Here is a 15,028-nt window from a genome sequence, read left to right on the forward strand (position 1 = left end):
CAAAAGTCAGTAGTGAGAGAAAAATAATTCTCAAACTACTGACTTATTTTATTGATTCTCAACTTGTTGTTTAGCACGCTTATATATATCGTTAGGAAATTGAGTCAGTCTCAATAACTCTATTGCATTTCTAATATTCGCCTTACCTGGTTTAATTTTAAAATCGAAATCAATAGAATCATTCTTAATAGACTCATTAAAGTGATAATTAATGAAACTTGGACTTAATAATGATGATAGTTCAATATCATGTGTTGCCGCTAGAACATAATAGTTCGGTATATTATTTAAATAGGTTAATACCGATTCAGAAGCGGCAATTCTTTCTGTTGTGTTTGTGCCTTTAAATATTTCATCTATAAAACAATATATTTGTTTATCAGTTGAAATATTAAATAAACGTCTAATGGATTTAAGTTCAGCCATAAAATAACTATCTCCAGATAGAACATCATCTGCATTAGCCATCGATGTGAATACTAAGCCAGGTACATATTTAAATTGAGAGGCTGTAGCAGTCTCTATTGATTGGGCTAAAATTAAATTAAGTGCCACTGCTTTCATAAAGGTAGATTTACCAGAAGCATTCGAACCAGTTAATAAAATATTTTGATTAATAGATAAATCATTCGGTACAGCATCTGTAATTAATGGATGCGTTAAATCTTCAAAATCACATAAATAATGTTGTGTATCTTGTGATTGTATTATTTCAGGTTCGCAATATTCATCTAAAGTTTCTTGATATAAAGAAATAGCATAGTGATTATCTAACTGACCAATATAATCATAACAATTTAATACTTCTTCTAAATATTTATAATAACTATTTTGTATAATGTGAAAGATTGTATAATCTAGCATGAAAACAGTTTTAATTAATAAAATAAAGGCAGATGCAAAATCGCCACCTTCTATTTTTACTAATAAGCCACTTAAATAGCGAGCACTTTTAAAATGATTAAAGTTTACATTTAAATCTGGTGTTCCTTCAATTTCAGTTAATTTCTTACTTTGACTTAAAATATTTGCAGTATAAAAAATAGTTTTCAAATCTTGCTCATAAGTCTTTTTTAAACTCACAGATAAAATAATATTAAAAACACAAGCTAATACGAGTACCATAATTCCATTAGATGTATTAATAAACGTATAGACTAAAGTGATAATTGGTAATAATGGTGCAAACATAAATAAGATGTTGCCCTTAATTGGTTTTAATTGATCGGGGAAGTGAGGATACACACTTTTACCAATTTGTGCTAAATGGAAAGCAACTTGATTTCTAAATGAACGATTATGCTTAAAATAACGTTTTAATTCTTTATTATTTGCTTTAAACATACCACGTAAAGTAGCATATAATCTCATTTCACCAATGGCTGTAAAGTTAAAATTCATAGATTGAAATAATGCATCCATATTTAAATCTGACCAAGTTTTATTATCTATAAGCGAATTTTCATCATAATTAGAACGATATGTTTGATATTGATAATCATATCTGGCATTAGGTCGAATAAAATTTTCTAATTTTTGACGATTGGGCCATAATTGATTAATTTTTGTAACGAGTTGTTTTTTATTAAAAATCGCAGAAATAATACTCACTATTGTAGTTAATAAAACAACACCTAACACAAATAATAGAAATAAACGGACATCATCCATAAAAAAGCTCCTTTATGTATTATTAACGTAATTATTTCATATCATTATTTAAGAAACAATGAAGTATGTAATGATTGTATTAATTTAATGTCAATAGGGAACATGCGTACTTATCAACAAATAGTGCACAACTTGTGGATAAGTAGTGTTATTTACTGTGGATATTAGCTAATTTTTTCTGAATAACTTAAAAAATATGTAACATATTACTTGTGGATAACTAGGATAACTCTGTGGATAGCTATGAATAAGGGGATTTTTAATGTTAATAAATAGCAATTCAATAATTAGAAAAAAGACACTAAAATGTAGAAAATCCACATTTTAATGTCTGATAGTAAAAAGGATATTTATAATTTTTATTGTAATTCTTCCCATTCAATCATAGCCTGTTCTAATTCTTGTTCGGTATTAGATTTTAGTTCAGCTAGTTCATTTGCTTTAACAGGATTACTATATATTTCAGGTTGCATCAATTCATTATCAATAGACTCAATTTTAGTTTCACAACTTTCAATTATCTGCTCTCGTTGCTCAATTTCCCGTTCAATTTTGCGTTGTTCTCGACGACGTTGTTTTTGATCATCGTATGAATTTGTCATTATTTGGTTATTATTTTGTTGATGAACGGACTGGGATTCTTTATCCTCTTGGGCTTTTAAAGCGGCAGCTTCTTCTGTTTTATCAATATAGTATTGATAGTTACCTAGATACATTTTGCCACCATCATGATCTAAATCAAATACTTTATTAGCTAGTTGATTAATGAAATATCTGTCATGAGAAACAAAGATGATAGTCCCTTCAAAATGCTCTAGCGCTTGTTCTAACATTTCTTTTGAATCTATATCTAAGTGGTTGGTAGGCTCATCTAAAATTAAAACATTATCACGTTGTAACATTAATAAAGCAAGTTGAAGTCTTGCTTTTTCGCCACCTGATAAATCATTTATAATTTTTTTGACATCATCTTGAACGAATAAGAATCTACCTAATACGGCACGAATATCTTTTTCATTCATATTTGGATATTGATCCCAAACATAATCTAAAATAGTTTTATTTGATTTAAACTCAGCTTGTTTTTGATCATAGTAACCCATATTTAAATTAGCACCATATGTGATGTCACCTGCCAATTTGGATTGACGATTGGCAATTGTTTTAATTAAAGTCGTTTTACCAACACCATTAGGTCCAATAATGGCAATATGGTCTCCTTTTGAAACCTCCATTGTGATAGGTTGGGTAATAGGCGTTTGGTCATAACCAATTTCTAATTGTTTAATATGCATAACATCATTACCAGTATTTCTATCAAAACCAAATTGAATATTAGTGCTTCTAGCATCAATCATAGGTTTGTCGATGCGTTGCATTTTTTCTAATGTTTTACGACGACTTTTTGCCATTCCACTTGTAGATGCACGTGTAATATTTTTTTCAACAAACGTTTCAAGTCGTTTGATTTCTTCTTGTTGTTTTTCATATTCTTGCATACGTTTTTCATAATATTTATCTCTTTGTTGTATAAATTGTTCATAGTTACCTATATAACGTTTTACTTCACCTAGGGCTACATCATAAACTTGAGTAATGATTTTATCTAAGAAATATCTGTCATGACTGATTATGACAATTGCACCTTTAAAGTATCTTAAATAATCTTCTAACCATTTTGTTGTTTCTAAATCAAGGTGGTTAGTAGGTTCATCTAGTAATAGCAAATCAGGTTCATTAAGTAACATTTGTGCAAGTGATAATCTTGTTTTTTGACCACCACTAAAATCATTAATAGGCTTATCAAAATCTTCTTCATTAAAATTCAAACCGTGAAGGACTGTTTTAATTTTACTATCATATTGATAGCCTTCAAGTTGTTCAAATTGATTAGATAGAGATTCATATTTTTCCATATGTAATTGATAGTCTGGTGTATCGTAATCTCCAGCATGCTTAGCTAACCAATCAGTTTCTTCTTTAATAAGGGATTCAATATTTTTAATATGTTCAAATGGTTTCGACATCTCTTCATAAACAGTGGCATTTGAGTCTAATGTCATTTGTTGAGTTAAATAGCCGATTTTAAGATTTTTAATTTTTGAAATATGACCACTATCATAATCTTCAGTACCTGCTATAATTTTCATAAGCGTTGACTTACCAGCACCATTTCGGCCAACTACACCTATGCGTTCACCAGTTTTAATTTCAAAATCAACGTTAGTAAAGATATCTTCACCATCGAACGATTTAGATATGTCATTAAGTTGTAAAAGTATCATCCGACTTCACCTTTCTATATTAGCGATATCATTATAAACTATTAATATAGTTTGATATGTTTAAAAATTTGTTAATCATATTATTCTTTATTTTACAGTATTAAGTCATGTCTTGAAACTAGGATATTTATTTTTAAATTTTATTAATGTATAATTAGCAAGTATTCATTGTAAACAATTATTTGAAATTTTATTATCGCAAACATATTTGCGTTGATTTAATAATAATTGTACCAGTTATAGCGTCGAAGGGAGACTTATAAAATGGCAAGTAACGTTAAAATTCCTCGAGCAACTTTAAAACGTTTATCATTATATTATAGATTTGTAAGTAATTTAAAAAGTAAAGGAATAGATCGTGTTAATTCTAAAACGATTAGTGAAGCATTACAAATAGATTCAGCTACAATTCGTAGGGATTTTTCATATTTTGGAGAATTAGGTAAAAAAGGATACGGTTATAATATTGATAGTTTAATTGAATTCTTCAAAAAGGAAATTAACGGAAGTAATGATATTAAAATTGCTATAGTCGGCGTAGGTAATTTAGGTCGAGCGCTATTAACGTATAACTTTTCTATACATGATGAAATGTCTATTACTGAAGCATTTGATGTAGATAAAAATGTTATAGGCGAACAAGTAGGAAAAGTAGTAATTAAAGATAGCAGAACTATTAAGGAAACACTAAAAAGCTTGGATATTGATGTAGTTATTTTAACTACACCTGAACATGTAGCACAAACTGTAGTAGATGAACTTGTTGAATCTGGTGTTAAAGGAATCATGAATTTCACGCCAGCAAGAGTTAACACCCCTAAAGATGTACAAGTGCATCATATTGATTTAGGTATTGAATTACAATCATTGTTATTCTTTATGAGAAATTATGATTAATAAAAATATGATTTAGGAGGCTGTGAAATGACTAATAAACCAATATTAGAAGTGGGATGTACTTATAAAGCACATCTACCTTCATTAATATACATACCTGGTAAGTTAGTTTTGTCAGAGCAAACGATAGTATTTAAATCATATTATACAAATCATAATCCACTCAATTTAGAAATTAATGTAAAGCAAATGATTCGTTATGAGGTTAGAAAAGGCTTGTTGGGTCATAAATTACTCATATATTATAGAAATGAATGGTATAAATTTAGTCATTTGAAAGCTAATGAATTAAAAGAGCTTGTTCAACAAATAGATGACATACAAGTAATTTAGTTAGCTCACATCTTATCAATAGATAGGGTGTGTTTTTTTATGAGCTTTGAACACAAAGAATGAATTTAATAATGAAATATGAAATTATAATCTTGAAAAAAAACACTTAATTGGATATAATACCTAGTAAAATTATCGGAAAAGAGTGATAAAATGATTTGGATGATAATTAGTGGTTTAATTGTTGGACTTTTGTTAGGTTTCGTTATGCAAAGAACCCGATTTTGTTTAGCCGGTGGATTTAGAGATATGTATGTACAAAAGAGTAATAAAATGTTTTACGCTTTACTCATAGCAATCTCAGTACAAAGTATTGGTTTACTCATATTAACTAGCTTAGGATTACTTACTGTGCCATCCCATACTTTTCCAGTAATTGGTACAGTAATAGGTTCCTTTGTATTTGGAATTGGAATTGTATTAGCCGGAGGATGTGCTACAGGAACATATTATCGTGCAGGAGAAGGTTTAATTGGTAGCTGGATAGCACTTATTTTATATGCATTAACAAGTGCAATTACTAAAACAGGTATTCTTTCACCAGTATTAAATTTCATTAATAAGCCTACAAATGTAAATGCGAGTATGTCCGAAACATTACACATTCCACATTGGATTTTAATTGTAATATTGGCTATCATTACAATTTATTTTGTTACTAAAACGCTTAGAAAACCTAAAGTTGCAGTACCAAAATTAAAACAAAAATATACAGGCTTAAGACATTATCTATTTGAAAAAAGATATCACCCATTTGCAGCTGCAATCGCAGTAGGATTAATCGCATTATTAGCATGGCCAATGAGTAGTTCAACAGGTAGAAATCATGGCTTAGGTATTACTACACCATCTTCAAATATCGTAAACTTTCTAATAAGTGGTAATACAAAATTCGTAGATTGGGGAGTATTGCTGGTTATTGGTATATTCTTAGGATCTTATATTGCCGCAAAAGGTTCTAAAGAATTTAAATGGCGTTTACCAGATAAAAAAACAATTAGAAATAGTGCCATAGGTGGTGCGTTTATGGGCTTTGGTGCGTCTGTCGCTGGTGGATGTTCAATTGGTAATGGTCTAGTTGAAACAGCAACAATGAGTTGGCAAGGTTGGATTGCACTTGGCTCTATGATTATAGGTGTATGGTTTATGAGTTATTTTATTTTTGTTAAACCTATGAAACAATTACAAAAATCTACAACTAAACAGCCTAAAACGACACTACAACAGCATACACAAACAACTTAAGGAGGAAATAACATGGTATATGAATTAGGTACAGTAGGAATGGTGTGTCCTTTCCCATTAATAGAAGCACAAAAGAAAATGACTGAATTAGATTCAGGTGATGAATTGAAAATTGATTTTGATTGTACTCAAGCAACAGAAGCAATTCCAAATTGGGCTGCTGAAAATGGTTACCCTGTAACTAATTACGAACAGCTAGGCGATGCTTCATGGACGATTACAGTTCAAAAAGCTTAATTAAATAGATTTCAAAAGGAACGAGTATCCAATGAAAGATGCTTGTTCCTTTTTTCTATTTTATATTGGAATTTAATTTTATAGGTCATATTTTCTAACATGCTATGAAAGGAAATATGACCGATTTTTGCTATTTCTTTGAAAGTATTAGTAATATATTTTCAAAGGAGTGATCATATGAATTTAAATGATACAATGTTTTTATTTTTATGTACTTTATTAGTTTGGTTAATGACACCGGGATTAAGTTTATTTTACGGTGGTTTAGTACAATCTAAAAATGTATTAAATACAGTAATGCAAAGTATGTCAGCTATTATTATTGTTACTTTCGCATGGGCAATAATAGGGTTTAGTTTAAGTTTTAGTAAAGGAAATAATTGGATTGGTGGTTTAGAATACTTCGGATTAAACCATGTTGGATTCGATATTTCAACTTCAATTGATGCACATATACCGTTATCGTTGTTTATGTTATTCCAAATGATGTTTTGTACCATTTCTGTATCTATATTATCGGGTTCAGTAGCTGAAAAAATGAAATTTATTCCATATCTTATATTTGTATTTATATGGGTGATTTTAGTATATAGTCCTGTAGCTCATTGGGTTTGGGGAAAAGGCTGGATTAGTCAATTAGGTGCTTTAGATTTTGCAGGAGGGACTGTTGTACATATTACCTCAGGCGTATCAGGTTTAGTATTAGGAATAATGATTGGCATTGGAAAGAAACAAGAAAAGCCAACACCTCATAATTTACTCATTACATTAATAGGCGGGATTTTAGTCTGGATTGGTTGGTATGGATTTAATGTGGGTAGTGCTTTTACATATGATAAAATTGCTGCTGTTGCATTTGTTAATACAGTTATAGCAGCAAGCGCAGGTGCATTTGGCTGGTTACTAATTGAATATAAATTGAAAAAAACAACAAGTTTATTAGGATTATTATCTGGAAGTCTATCTGGTTTAGTTACAATAACACCAGCAGCAGGCTATGTTAGCTATTTAAGTAGTATGTTTATTGCGATAATAGGTGGCATTATTTGCTATATTGTAATTAATTATATTAAAGTCAAACTCAAATATAATGATGCATTAGATGCCTTTGGAATTCATGGTATAGGGGGTATTTTGGGTGCTATTTGTACAAGCATATTTCAATCACATCAAGTGAATGATTCAATACAAAATGGATTTATTTATAGTGGAGACTTTAAAATTTTAGGTATACAAATATTATCAGTAATAACAGTGATTGCCTTCAGTGGCATCATGACGTTTTTAATAGCTAAAATAATCAGAATATTCACACCATTAGCGACGACTCCTACTGAAGATCGAACAGGTTTAGATCAATTAGTACATGGAGAAAATGCTTATTTTTACGGAGAATTAAATAAATTTAATAGACATATTAAAAATTAGAATAAGATTAACTTGATATTAAGTAGAAGTATGAAACACATTTCTATTTGGTTAGTAAAATATTGATTGGAACTCACTTATCATATTTAAATTAATAGAATAAATAGGTATTTAAAGCGATTACATATGTGATAAAATAGTACTAAGTTTTCCAAAATATGATAGGTGAGTAATTTTTATGAAAAATATATCAGATATAGCGAAGTTAGCAGGCGTATCTAAAAGTACCGTTTCAAGATATTTAAATGATGGTTCTGTTAGTAAGAAAACACGACTAAAACTAAGTAAAATCATTAATGAGCACGATTATCAACCCAATCAATTTGCACAAAGTTTGAGAGCAACACAGACACATTTAATTGGAGCTATTATTCCAAGAATGAATTCATATGCTGTAGATGAAACCATTAAAGGTATCGTTTCGCAATGTCATCAACACCATTATCAATTATTATTGAACTATACTGGGTTACAGATTGAAGCGGAAATAGATGCTATAGAAACATTATCACGCAGTAAAGTAGATGCCATCATATTAATGGCAACTGATATTACGGAGAGTCATTTAGAAGTTATTGATAAAGCTGACGTACCTATCATTATAGTGGGACAAAATTATCCAGGCTTACATAGTATTACACATGACGATTATCAAGCTGGTTTATCTGTAGGAAATTGGATTGGCCAAAGACAACCTCATCATGTGCACTTCTTTAGTGTCACTGAAAATGATATCGCTGTAGGTATTCACCGTAAAAATGGGTTATTAGATGGATTGGCAAGTCATCAAATCAAACCAAGTATTTTTGAAACGTCATTCAAATATGAAAATGCTTTAGAAGATGTACAACAATATTTGTCTCAAATAGATAAAGTTGACGTACTCGTTGGTGCTACAGATGCGATTGCATTAGCAATTCATAAATATAGCTTTAATTCTGAAAGAAATTGTAAACCTACTATCATTCATGGATTTGGTGGGGATCCGATGACTCAAATTGTTTCACCTTCAATTCGTACGATTCAATTTAATTATTTTGAAGCTGGTAAACGTGCAATGACTGAAGTAAGACAATTAATAAAAAATGAAAAAACTGAAGAATCAGTGGTTATTCCAGTGAAATTATAAATTTTATTTAATTCATATGGAACCGATACCAGTAAAAATGATAAAATATTAATGTCATTTAAAGTAAACGATATCGAATAAAACTAACAATTAATATTAATATATTTAGGGGGATATGAATGAAGGAATGGACTAGAGAAGAGCGTTATCAACGTATGGAAGATATTGATAGCGACAAGTTATTGGAATTAAAACAACAAACACAATTATCTCCATATAGACAAACTTATCATATTCAACCAGAGATGGGATTATTAAATGATCCAAATGGTTTAATATATTTTAATGGAAAATATTATATTTCTCACCAATGGTTTCCGCTAGGTGCAGTTCACGGATTGAAGTATTGGTATAATTATACGAGTAAAGACTTAGTACACTTTCAGCCTGAAGGTGTTATATTAAGCCCAGATACAAAATATGATAGCCATGGTGTATATAGTGGTAGTTCCTTTGAATACCAAGGACATCTTTATTATATGTATACAGGTAATCATCGTGATCATGATTGGCAAAGACAAGCAACGCAAATGATAGCTAGACTTAAAGATGACGGTACTGTAGAAAAGTTTCCTAAACCAGTCATTAGCCATCAACCTGAAGGATATACAAGCCATTTTAGAGATCCTAAAGTATTTAGTCATAATGATAAATATTACGCAATTATAGGCGCACAGACAAATGACGAATTTGGTAAATTATTACTATATCAAACTACAGACATAGTGAATTGGCACTATCTCGGCGAAATCAAAACAAAATTAAATCAATTTGGATATATGTGGGAATGCCCAGATTATTTCGAGTTAGATGGACATGATGTCATAATGTTTTGTCCACAAGGCATTGAAAGTGAAGAAGATAAATATCAAAATATTTATCAATCAGGTTATTTAATTGGAGATTTAAACTTTGAAACACTTAACTTTGATCACGAAGCATTTTTAGAGTTAGATAAAGGCTTTGATTTTTATGCACCACAAACATTTTTAGATGAAAAAGGACAGCGTATTTTAATTGGTTGGATGGGATTACCAGATACTACATACCCAACAGACGATGAAGGTTGGGCACACTGTCTAACACTTCCTAGAGTATTAAATATTGAAAATGGTAAATTAAAACAACGTCCTATTAAAAGCTTAGAAAAGTTACGCTACAACAAAGAAACAGCTTTAGGATATGCTAATAAATTCACAACTAAATTACATCCATATGAAGGTAAGCAGTATGAATTGATTATAGATATTTTAGAAAATGATGCTTCAGAAATTTATTTCGAATTAAGAACATCTAAAAATCAATCAACTGTGATTTCATATAATAAGCAAATGAATACTTTAACGCTTGATCGTACCGAAAGTGGTTTGTTACCTGGTAATGTTGAGGGTACGACTCGTAGTACGAAGCTAGATTCATCACTATCACAATTACGTATTTACGTTGATACCTCAAGTATTGAGATTTTCTGTAATGATGGTGAACGTGTATTAACTTCAAGAATATTCCCAGATAATAACGCAACAGGCATTAAAACATCTACAGAATCAGGACAAGTATATTTACAATTTACTAAATATGATTTGAAAGGTGACAATCAATGAGACGTTTATTCGCAATAGGAGAAGCATTAATTGATTTTATGCCAACTGTGACAAATAAAGCATTAAAGGATGTTGAACAATTTTCACGTCAAGTTGGAGGGGCACCATGTAATGTTGCATGTACTGTACAAAAGCTTGGTGGACATGCAGAAATGATAACTCAATTAGGCAATGATGCGTTCGGTGATATTATCCTTGAAACAATTGATGACATTGGTGTAGGTACTCAATATATTGAGAGAACAAATGAGGCTAATACAGCACTTGCATTTGTAAGTTTAAAAGAAGATGGTCAAAGAGATTTCTCATTTTACCGTAAGCCATCCGCAGATATGTTATATGATGCAGATAATATCAATAAAATACAAGTTACTAAAGAAGATGTACTACATTTTTGTTCAGTAGATTTAGTAGAAAGCCCAATGAAAAAAGCGCATTTGGCATTAGTTGAAAAATTTGAACAGGAAGAAGGAACAATTATTTTTGATCCTAATGTAAGGCTGCCATTGTGGGATAATGAAGATGATTGCCGAAATGCAATCTTAGAGTTTATACCGAAAGCACATATTATTAAAGTTTCAGATGAAGAAATTGAATTTATAACTGGCGAACAAAATGAGTCAGAAGCAATAAACTCGTTATTTAAAGGAAATGTTAAAGCAGTTATTTATACAAAAGGGCCTAATGGTGCATCTATTTATTTAAAAGATGGAACTGAAAAACATCAAAATGGTGTGAAAGTTAAAGCGATTGATACGACTGGTGCAGGTGATGCATTTATTGGGGCTGTCATTAGTAAAATTTTAGAACAACAAGCAATTGATATTCCACAATTGTTTAAAAATTACGGTGACGAAATTTTAAAATTTAGTAATAATGTCGCTGCACAAGTAACGACAAAATATGGTGCTATTGAAAGTATTCCAACATTAGCTGATATAGAAAATCAATTATAGAATATACAAAAAAACCATCCGTATAGTGATTACGGATGGTTTTATCATTTAATAAAATAGAAAAGGTGTACTAGATTTTTTTAACATTTCGAACAGATGCATAACAATGTTCTTTGTTTTTGAAATAGACAATACGTTCTTTTGAATCAATTGATTCTATGTTTCTTCGATTAACTACAAAACTATTGTGGCATCTAAAGAAGCGGTCATCTAATTGACTTAATTCTTTGAGATTACCATAAAATTCGATTTGTCTATTATCTAAATGGGCGATTAAACGATGTGATTTACTAGATGATTCGAAAAACATAATATCGTCATATTGTACATACACTGAATTACTTCCACGTTTTAATTCGATTGTTTCAACATTACTTTCTTTTGATAATAACTTAAGTCTTGTGTGAGCGGTTTCTAAACAATCAATAATTCGTGTTTTCAGTTCTGCTGGGTCATCTTTAAATATGAAATCCATCGCCGCCACTTTGTATACAAAGGTGAGGTATGTTAGTTCGCTATGACTTGTAACAAAGATAATATTGCCGACAGGGTCATGTTTGCGAATTTCACTACCTAATTTAATACCATTAATATCTGCTTCGAGTTGGATATCTAAGAAATAACAACCGATATCATTCATTTCTTTTGATTGCTCAAGCACTTCATAAGGATCATCAGTTGCGAGAGCAAGCTCCATAGGTTTTTCCTCAATCATAATATAATTTTTAATAATTGAACTCATATTCTCCCTTTGTTTTGGATCATCTTCGCAAATGAAAATTTTCATAGTTTCACATCCTTATGATTCTTTCTCTATAATTTCAATTTTTTGAACAAAAAAGCCATTTTCTATGACTGTATCTAGCAGTACATTTTCATTATTATCAGTAATTTCTTTTAAGGTTGATAAACCTAGTCCACGGTTTTTTCCTTTTGTTGAGAAACCTTCTTCAAATAACTCATGTACGCGTGGAATATCATCATCACATTTATTCATAATAATAAGTGTGACAGATTCTTCTTCTTTGAAAAAGGCGATACGTATTAATGAATCATCAAGCGGCTCAGAGGCCTCAATGGCGTTGTCTAAAGTGATGCCAATAATTCGACTTAATTCTATTGTGTTCATATCAATACGTTCTATATTATCTGGAACCTCGATACTAATCGCTATTTCTTTTTCTTGAGCCTGTAGAATTTTTGTTGTAATAAGACCTTTAATTTCACGAACTTTTAATTTTTCTATACCATTAAGTTTTAATGAACGTGTTTGTAGGTTATCTTTCATCGGTACAATTTGTTCATTAAAATATTGACGCAAGCCTGGCATATCATCCTCACGAATAAATTCAGACATCGTAGAAAGAATATTGACATAATCATGTCTAAACTTAAGCATTTCATTATTAATGGATTCTATCTTTAAAGTATATTCATAATACGTTTCAATTTCTTGAAGGTTACGTTTGTAACGCATTTCTCGTAGAGTGAACATGGATAGAATGAAAATAATAATACTTAAAAAGATGATTAATCCAACGAATACAATTGCATATAATCTTAAACTATTAGGTGCACTCATGTCAGTTTGTGAAATTATGTAAAAGAACACAAAAGAAAATGATAATACAACAGAAATAATAGTAATATATGTTTTATTTAACGAAAGATAAGATTCTTTAAGTTTTTTTAGCAAAGTTCTAATAAAATAAGCTAATAACAAAGCGATAGAATAAAATAAAATGAAATGAAATATAACTAATATTTGACTTTTTGGAAAAATATTAACCATTGTTAGATAAAAACTTACAGCCAAGAAATTACTTAGATACATAATCAAATTACTTATTAAGGTAATTATTAATGAAAATAATTTGATTTTATAATAATAGAAAACAAACATTGCAATTACTATAAATATAAGACCAAATTTGTTGAAATAATAGTACATAATAACTGAAGGGATTATAACCCCAATAATGGTTATATAATCCCTTAATTTAAATTTTATATTAATAATAATTTTAGCAACCCAAAAAAGTAATGCTACTTGTAATGCAGCTGTTGGTAGAAAATTTAGAGCATCCATACAATGCACACTTTCTAATATATTTTATTCATATAATTTTGTTAGTTCATCTGGTACTTCTGGTTCATCAAAATAACCAGCACAAGGATTCGCTCCAGCAACTAACCCAACAAATTCCATTATTGATGTGAAAAATTTAAAAAATAAATTAACTAAAGTTTCCATAGTAATAATCCTCCTTAGGGAAAAAGATAGGTAGTAATGTAGTTGATTCAACAATTAATCCAAATAAAATTAATTGTGAATATGGTTCTTTAACTATAAACGAAATAATAACTAATATTATATATAAAACAATGGAGAGTATTCGTTTCCTTTTCACTAAGCGTTTAGGTATAGGTTGTTTTTTTGTTGCAGCAGGTGCATAAGTAATTACAATGAAATATCCGATTAACGCGAATAATAACATTGTAAAGTGACCTATTGATAACTTCACAATTAACCATGGCATAATAAGAAATATTAATATGTTTTGTATATGACATAATATAGAAGATTTAGCGTGTGCTCCGTGAGCGTAAAATCTTAAAATCATATACGCAATATGTGTTACAAGGGTGTACCAAAACACATGGAATATTAAAGCCAATCCATAGGTTACGATAAACTTAGCAATGTTACTTACGACAACTTGCATACCTAAACGAACTTTTAGAAATTGTATACGATCCAAGTTATTTCTTTGTTGCAAGTAGTTGGCAAATTGATCAATTTTTGTATCTATTATTTTCACTTGTTCACTACTCTCCTTGAGTATCATTATACAATTTTGTGCAACTCTTTTTGGAGTTTATGCCTAACTGTCAAAAATATATACTTAACTGTATAATGAACTTTCTAAAAAGTATTTTATCATAAAAAGGTTTACAGTTTAGTATAAAATATTACGAGTTAGGAAATTTTTGATTCAATTAATTATAACCATGTTTTAATAGACTCATATCACAGAGATGTGATGGAAATAGAGTTGAAAAATTGCTTAATCTACTTATTAGAATTATTTACTAAAGTAATTCTAGTTCCATTACTAAAAGGAAGGAGTGATTTCAGTGGCAGCAGATATCATTTCAACAATCGGTGATTTAGTAAAATTAATCATTAACACTGTTAAAAAATTCCAAAAATAATTTTTTAACTTAGTTAAGATGAGTATT

The 15,028-nt window shown here is 29.8% G+C and carries 15 protein-coding genes; 9 read left to right on the plus strand and 6 right to left on the minus strand.

Going from position 1 to position 15,028, the window contains the following annotated elements:
* Positions 1 to 48: 48 nt before the first annotated feature.
* Positions 49 to 1,671, minus strand: a complete 1,623-nt coding sequence (locus HMPREF3125_RS03960; protein WP_070452063.1) for a MutS-related protein — start codon at positions 1,669 to 1,671, stop codon at positions 49 to 51.
* Between the two features lie 359 nt (positions 1,672 to 2,030).
* Positions 2,031 to 3,956: an ABC-F family ATP-binding cassette domain-containing protein gene (locus HMPREF3125_RS03965; protein WP_070452066.1), complete on the minus strand. Its 1,926-nt coding sequence runs from the start codon at positions 3,954 to 3,956 to the stop codon at positions 2,031 to 2,033.
* A 264-nt stretch (positions 3,957 to 4,220) separates the two neighbouring features.
* Between HMPREF3125_RS03965 and HMPREF3125_RS03970 the strand changes: the two genes are divergently transcribed.
* The 8 genes from HMPREF3125_RS03970 (at position 4,221) to HMPREF3125_RS04005 (ending at position 11,785) form a co-directional block, all read left to right on the plus strand.
* Positions 4,221 to 4,853: a redox-sensing transcriptional repressor Rex gene (locus HMPREF3125_RS03970; RefSeq protein ID WP_070452069.1), complete on the plus strand. Its 633-nt coding sequence runs from the start codon at positions 4,221 to 4,223 to the stop codon at positions 4,851 to 4,853.
* A 27-nt stretch (positions 4,854 to 4,880) separates the two neighbouring features.
* Complete coding sequence (locus HMPREF3125_RS03975) at positions 4,881 to 5,186, plus strand: hypothetical protein (RefSeq protein WP_017638105.1); 306 nt, start codon at positions 4,881 to 4,883, stop codon at positions 5,184 to 5,186.
* A 153-nt stretch (positions 5,187 to 5,339) separates the two neighbouring features.
* Positions 5,340 to 6,431 (plus strand): YeeE/YedE family protein, encoded by a 1,092-nt coding sequence (locus tag HMPREF3125_RS03980; protein WP_017638104.1) that lies wholly within the window; start codon positions 5,340 to 5,342, stop codon positions 6,429 to 6,431.
* 12 nt (positions 6,432 to 6,443) lie between these two features.
* Positions 6,444 to 6,668 carry a sulfurtransferase TusA family protein gene (locus tag HMPREF3125_RS03985; RefSeq protein WP_002452012.1) on the plus strand — a complete coding sequence of 75 codons (225 nt, stop codon included), beginning with the start codon at positions 6,444 to 6,446 and terminating at the stop codon, positions 6,666 to 6,668.
* Between the two features lie 177 nt (positions 6,669 to 6,845).
* On the plus strand, positions 6,846 to 8,096 hold the full coding sequence (locus HMPREF3125_RS03990; RefSeq protein WP_017638103.1) for an ammonium transporter: 1,251 nt from the start codon (positions 6,846 to 6,848) through the stop codon (positions 8,094 to 8,096).
* A gap of 178 nt (positions 8,097 to 8,274) precedes the next feature.
* The gene (locus HMPREF3125_RS03995) at positions 8,275 to 9,225 is read left to right on the plus strand and encodes a LacI family DNA-binding transcriptional regulator (protein WP_046467596.1); all 951 of its coding nucleotides are present in this window, start codon (positions 8,275 to 8,277) and stop codon (positions 9,223 to 9,225) included.
* Between the two features lie 119 nt (positions 9,226 to 9,344).
* Positions 9,345 to 10,829 carry a sucrose-6-phosphate hydrolase gene (locus HMPREF3125_RS04000; protein WP_070452072.1) on the plus strand — a complete coding sequence of 495 codons (1,485 nt, stop codon included), beginning with the start codon at positions 9,345 to 9,347 and terminating at the stop codon, positions 10,827 to 10,829.
* Entirely contained in the window at positions 10,826 to 11,785 is a 960-nt protein-coding gene (locus tag HMPREF3125_RS04005; RefSeq protein ID WP_070452076.1) for a carbohydrate kinase family protein, read from the plus strand. Before HMPREF3125_RS04000 ends, HMPREF3125_RS04005 begins: the two co-directional genes overlap by 4 nt.
* A 70-nt stretch (positions 11,786 to 11,855) precedes the next feature.
* Here HMPREF3125_RS04005 and agrA read toward each other — a convergent pair whose 3' ends face one another.
* The 4 genes from agrA to HMPREF3125_RS04025 are packed head-to-tail and all read right to left on the minus strand — an operon-like array spanning position 11,856 to position 14,607.
* Complete coding sequence (gene agrA / locus HMPREF3125_RS04010; protein ID WP_029056065.1) at positions 11,856 to 12,572, minus strand: quorum-sensing response regulator AgrA; 717 nt, start codon at positions 12,570 to 12,572, stop codon at positions 11,856 to 11,858.
* 12 nt (positions 12,573 to 12,584) lie between these two features.
* Positions 12,585 to 13,874 (minus strand): quorum-sensing sensor histidine kinase AgrC, encoded by a 1,290-nt coding sequence (gene agrC / locus HMPREF3125_RS04015; protein ID WP_070452079.1) that lies wholly within the window; start codon positions 13,872 to 13,874, stop codon positions 12,585 to 12,587.
* Between the two features lie 24 nt (positions 13,875 to 13,898).
* Complete coding sequence (agrD, locus tag HMPREF3125_RS04020) at positions 13,899 to 14,039, minus strand: cyclic lactone autoinducer peptide AgrD (RefSeq protein WP_029056063.1); 141 nt, start codon at positions 14,037 to 14,039, stop codon at positions 13,899 to 13,901.
* Positions 14,023 to 14,607 (minus strand): accessory gene regulator AgrB, encoded by a 585-nt coding sequence (locus HMPREF3125_RS04025; RefSeq protein ID WP_070452081.1) that lies wholly within the window; start codon positions 14,605 to 14,607, stop codon positions 14,023 to 14,025. Before HMPREF3125_RS04025 ends, agrD begins: the two co-directional genes overlap by 17 nt.
* 316 nt (positions 14,608 to 14,923) lie before the next feature.
* Here HMPREF3125_RS04025 and HMPREF3125_RS12635 point away from each other — a divergent pair, with 316 nt between their 5' ends.
* Complete coding sequence (locus HMPREF3125_RS12635; protein WP_015364840.1) at positions 14,924 to 15,001, plus strand: delta-lysin family phenol-soluble modulin; 78 nt, start codon at positions 14,924 to 14,926, stop codon at positions 14,999 to 15,001.
* Positions 15,002 to 15,028: the final 27 nt, after the last annotated feature.

It is taken from the genome of Staphylococcus sp. HMSC13A10, assembly GCF_001808005.1.
GTDB lineage: Bacteria > Bacillota > Bacilli > Staphylococcales > Staphylococcaceae > Staphylococcus > Staphylococcus pasteuri.

What these genes read in the sequence shown, in the direction of transcription:
- HMPREF3125_RS03960 (WP_070452063.1), bottom strand. Translation starts at nt 1,671, where the DNA reads ATGGATGATGTCCGTTTATTTCTATTATTTGTGTTAGGTGTTGTTTTA.
- HMPREF3125_RS03965 (WP_070452066.1), bottom strand. Translation starts at nt 3,956, where the DNA reads ATGATACTTTTACAACTTAATGACATATCTAAATCGTTCGATGGTGAA.
- HMPREF3125_RS03970 (WP_070452069.1), top strand. Translation starts at nt 4,221, where the DNA reads ATGGCAAGTAACGTTAAAATTCCTCGAGCAACTTTAAAACGTTTATCA.
- HMPREF3125_RS03975 (WP_017638105.1), top strand. Translation starts at nt 4,881, where the DNA reads ATGACTAATAAACCAATATTAGAAGTGGGATGTACTTATAAAGCACAT.
- HMPREF3125_RS03980 (WP_017638104.1), top strand. Translation starts at nt 5,340, where the DNA reads ATGATTTGGATGATAATTAGTGGTTTAATTGTTGGACTTTTGTTAGGT.
- HMPREF3125_RS03985 (WP_002452012.1), top strand. Translation starts at nt 6,444, where the DNA reads ATGGTATATGAATTAGGTACAGTAGGAATGGTGTGTCCTTTCCCATTA.
- HMPREF3125_RS03990 (WP_017638103.1), top strand. Translation starts at nt 6,846, where the DNA reads ATGAATTTAAATGATACAATGTTTTTATTTTTATGTACTTTATTAGTT.
- HMPREF3125_RS03995 (WP_046467596.1), top strand. Translation starts at nt 8,275, where the DNA reads ATGAAAAATATATCAGATATAGCGAAGTTAGCAGGCGTATCTAAAAGT.
- HMPREF3125_RS04000 (WP_070452072.1), top strand. Translation starts at nt 9,345, where the DNA reads ATGAAGGAATGGACTAGAGAAGAGCGTTATCAACGTATGGAAGATATT.
- HMPREF3125_RS04005 (WP_070452076.1), top strand. Translation starts at nt 10,826, where the DNA reads ATGAGACGTTTATTCGCAATAGGAGAAGCATTAATTGATTTTATGCCA.
- agrA (WP_029056065.1), bottom strand. Translation starts at nt 12,572, where the DNA reads ATGAAAATTTTCATTTGCGAAGATGATCCAAAACAAAGGGAGAATATG.
- agrC (WP_070452079.1), bottom strand. Translation starts at nt 13,874, where the DNA reads ATGGATGCTCTAAATTTTCTACCAACAGCTGCATTACAAGTAGCATTA.
- agrD (WP_029056063.1), bottom strand. Translation starts at nt 14,039, where the DNA reads ATGGAAACTTTAGTTAATTTATTTTTTAAATTTTTCACATCAATAATG.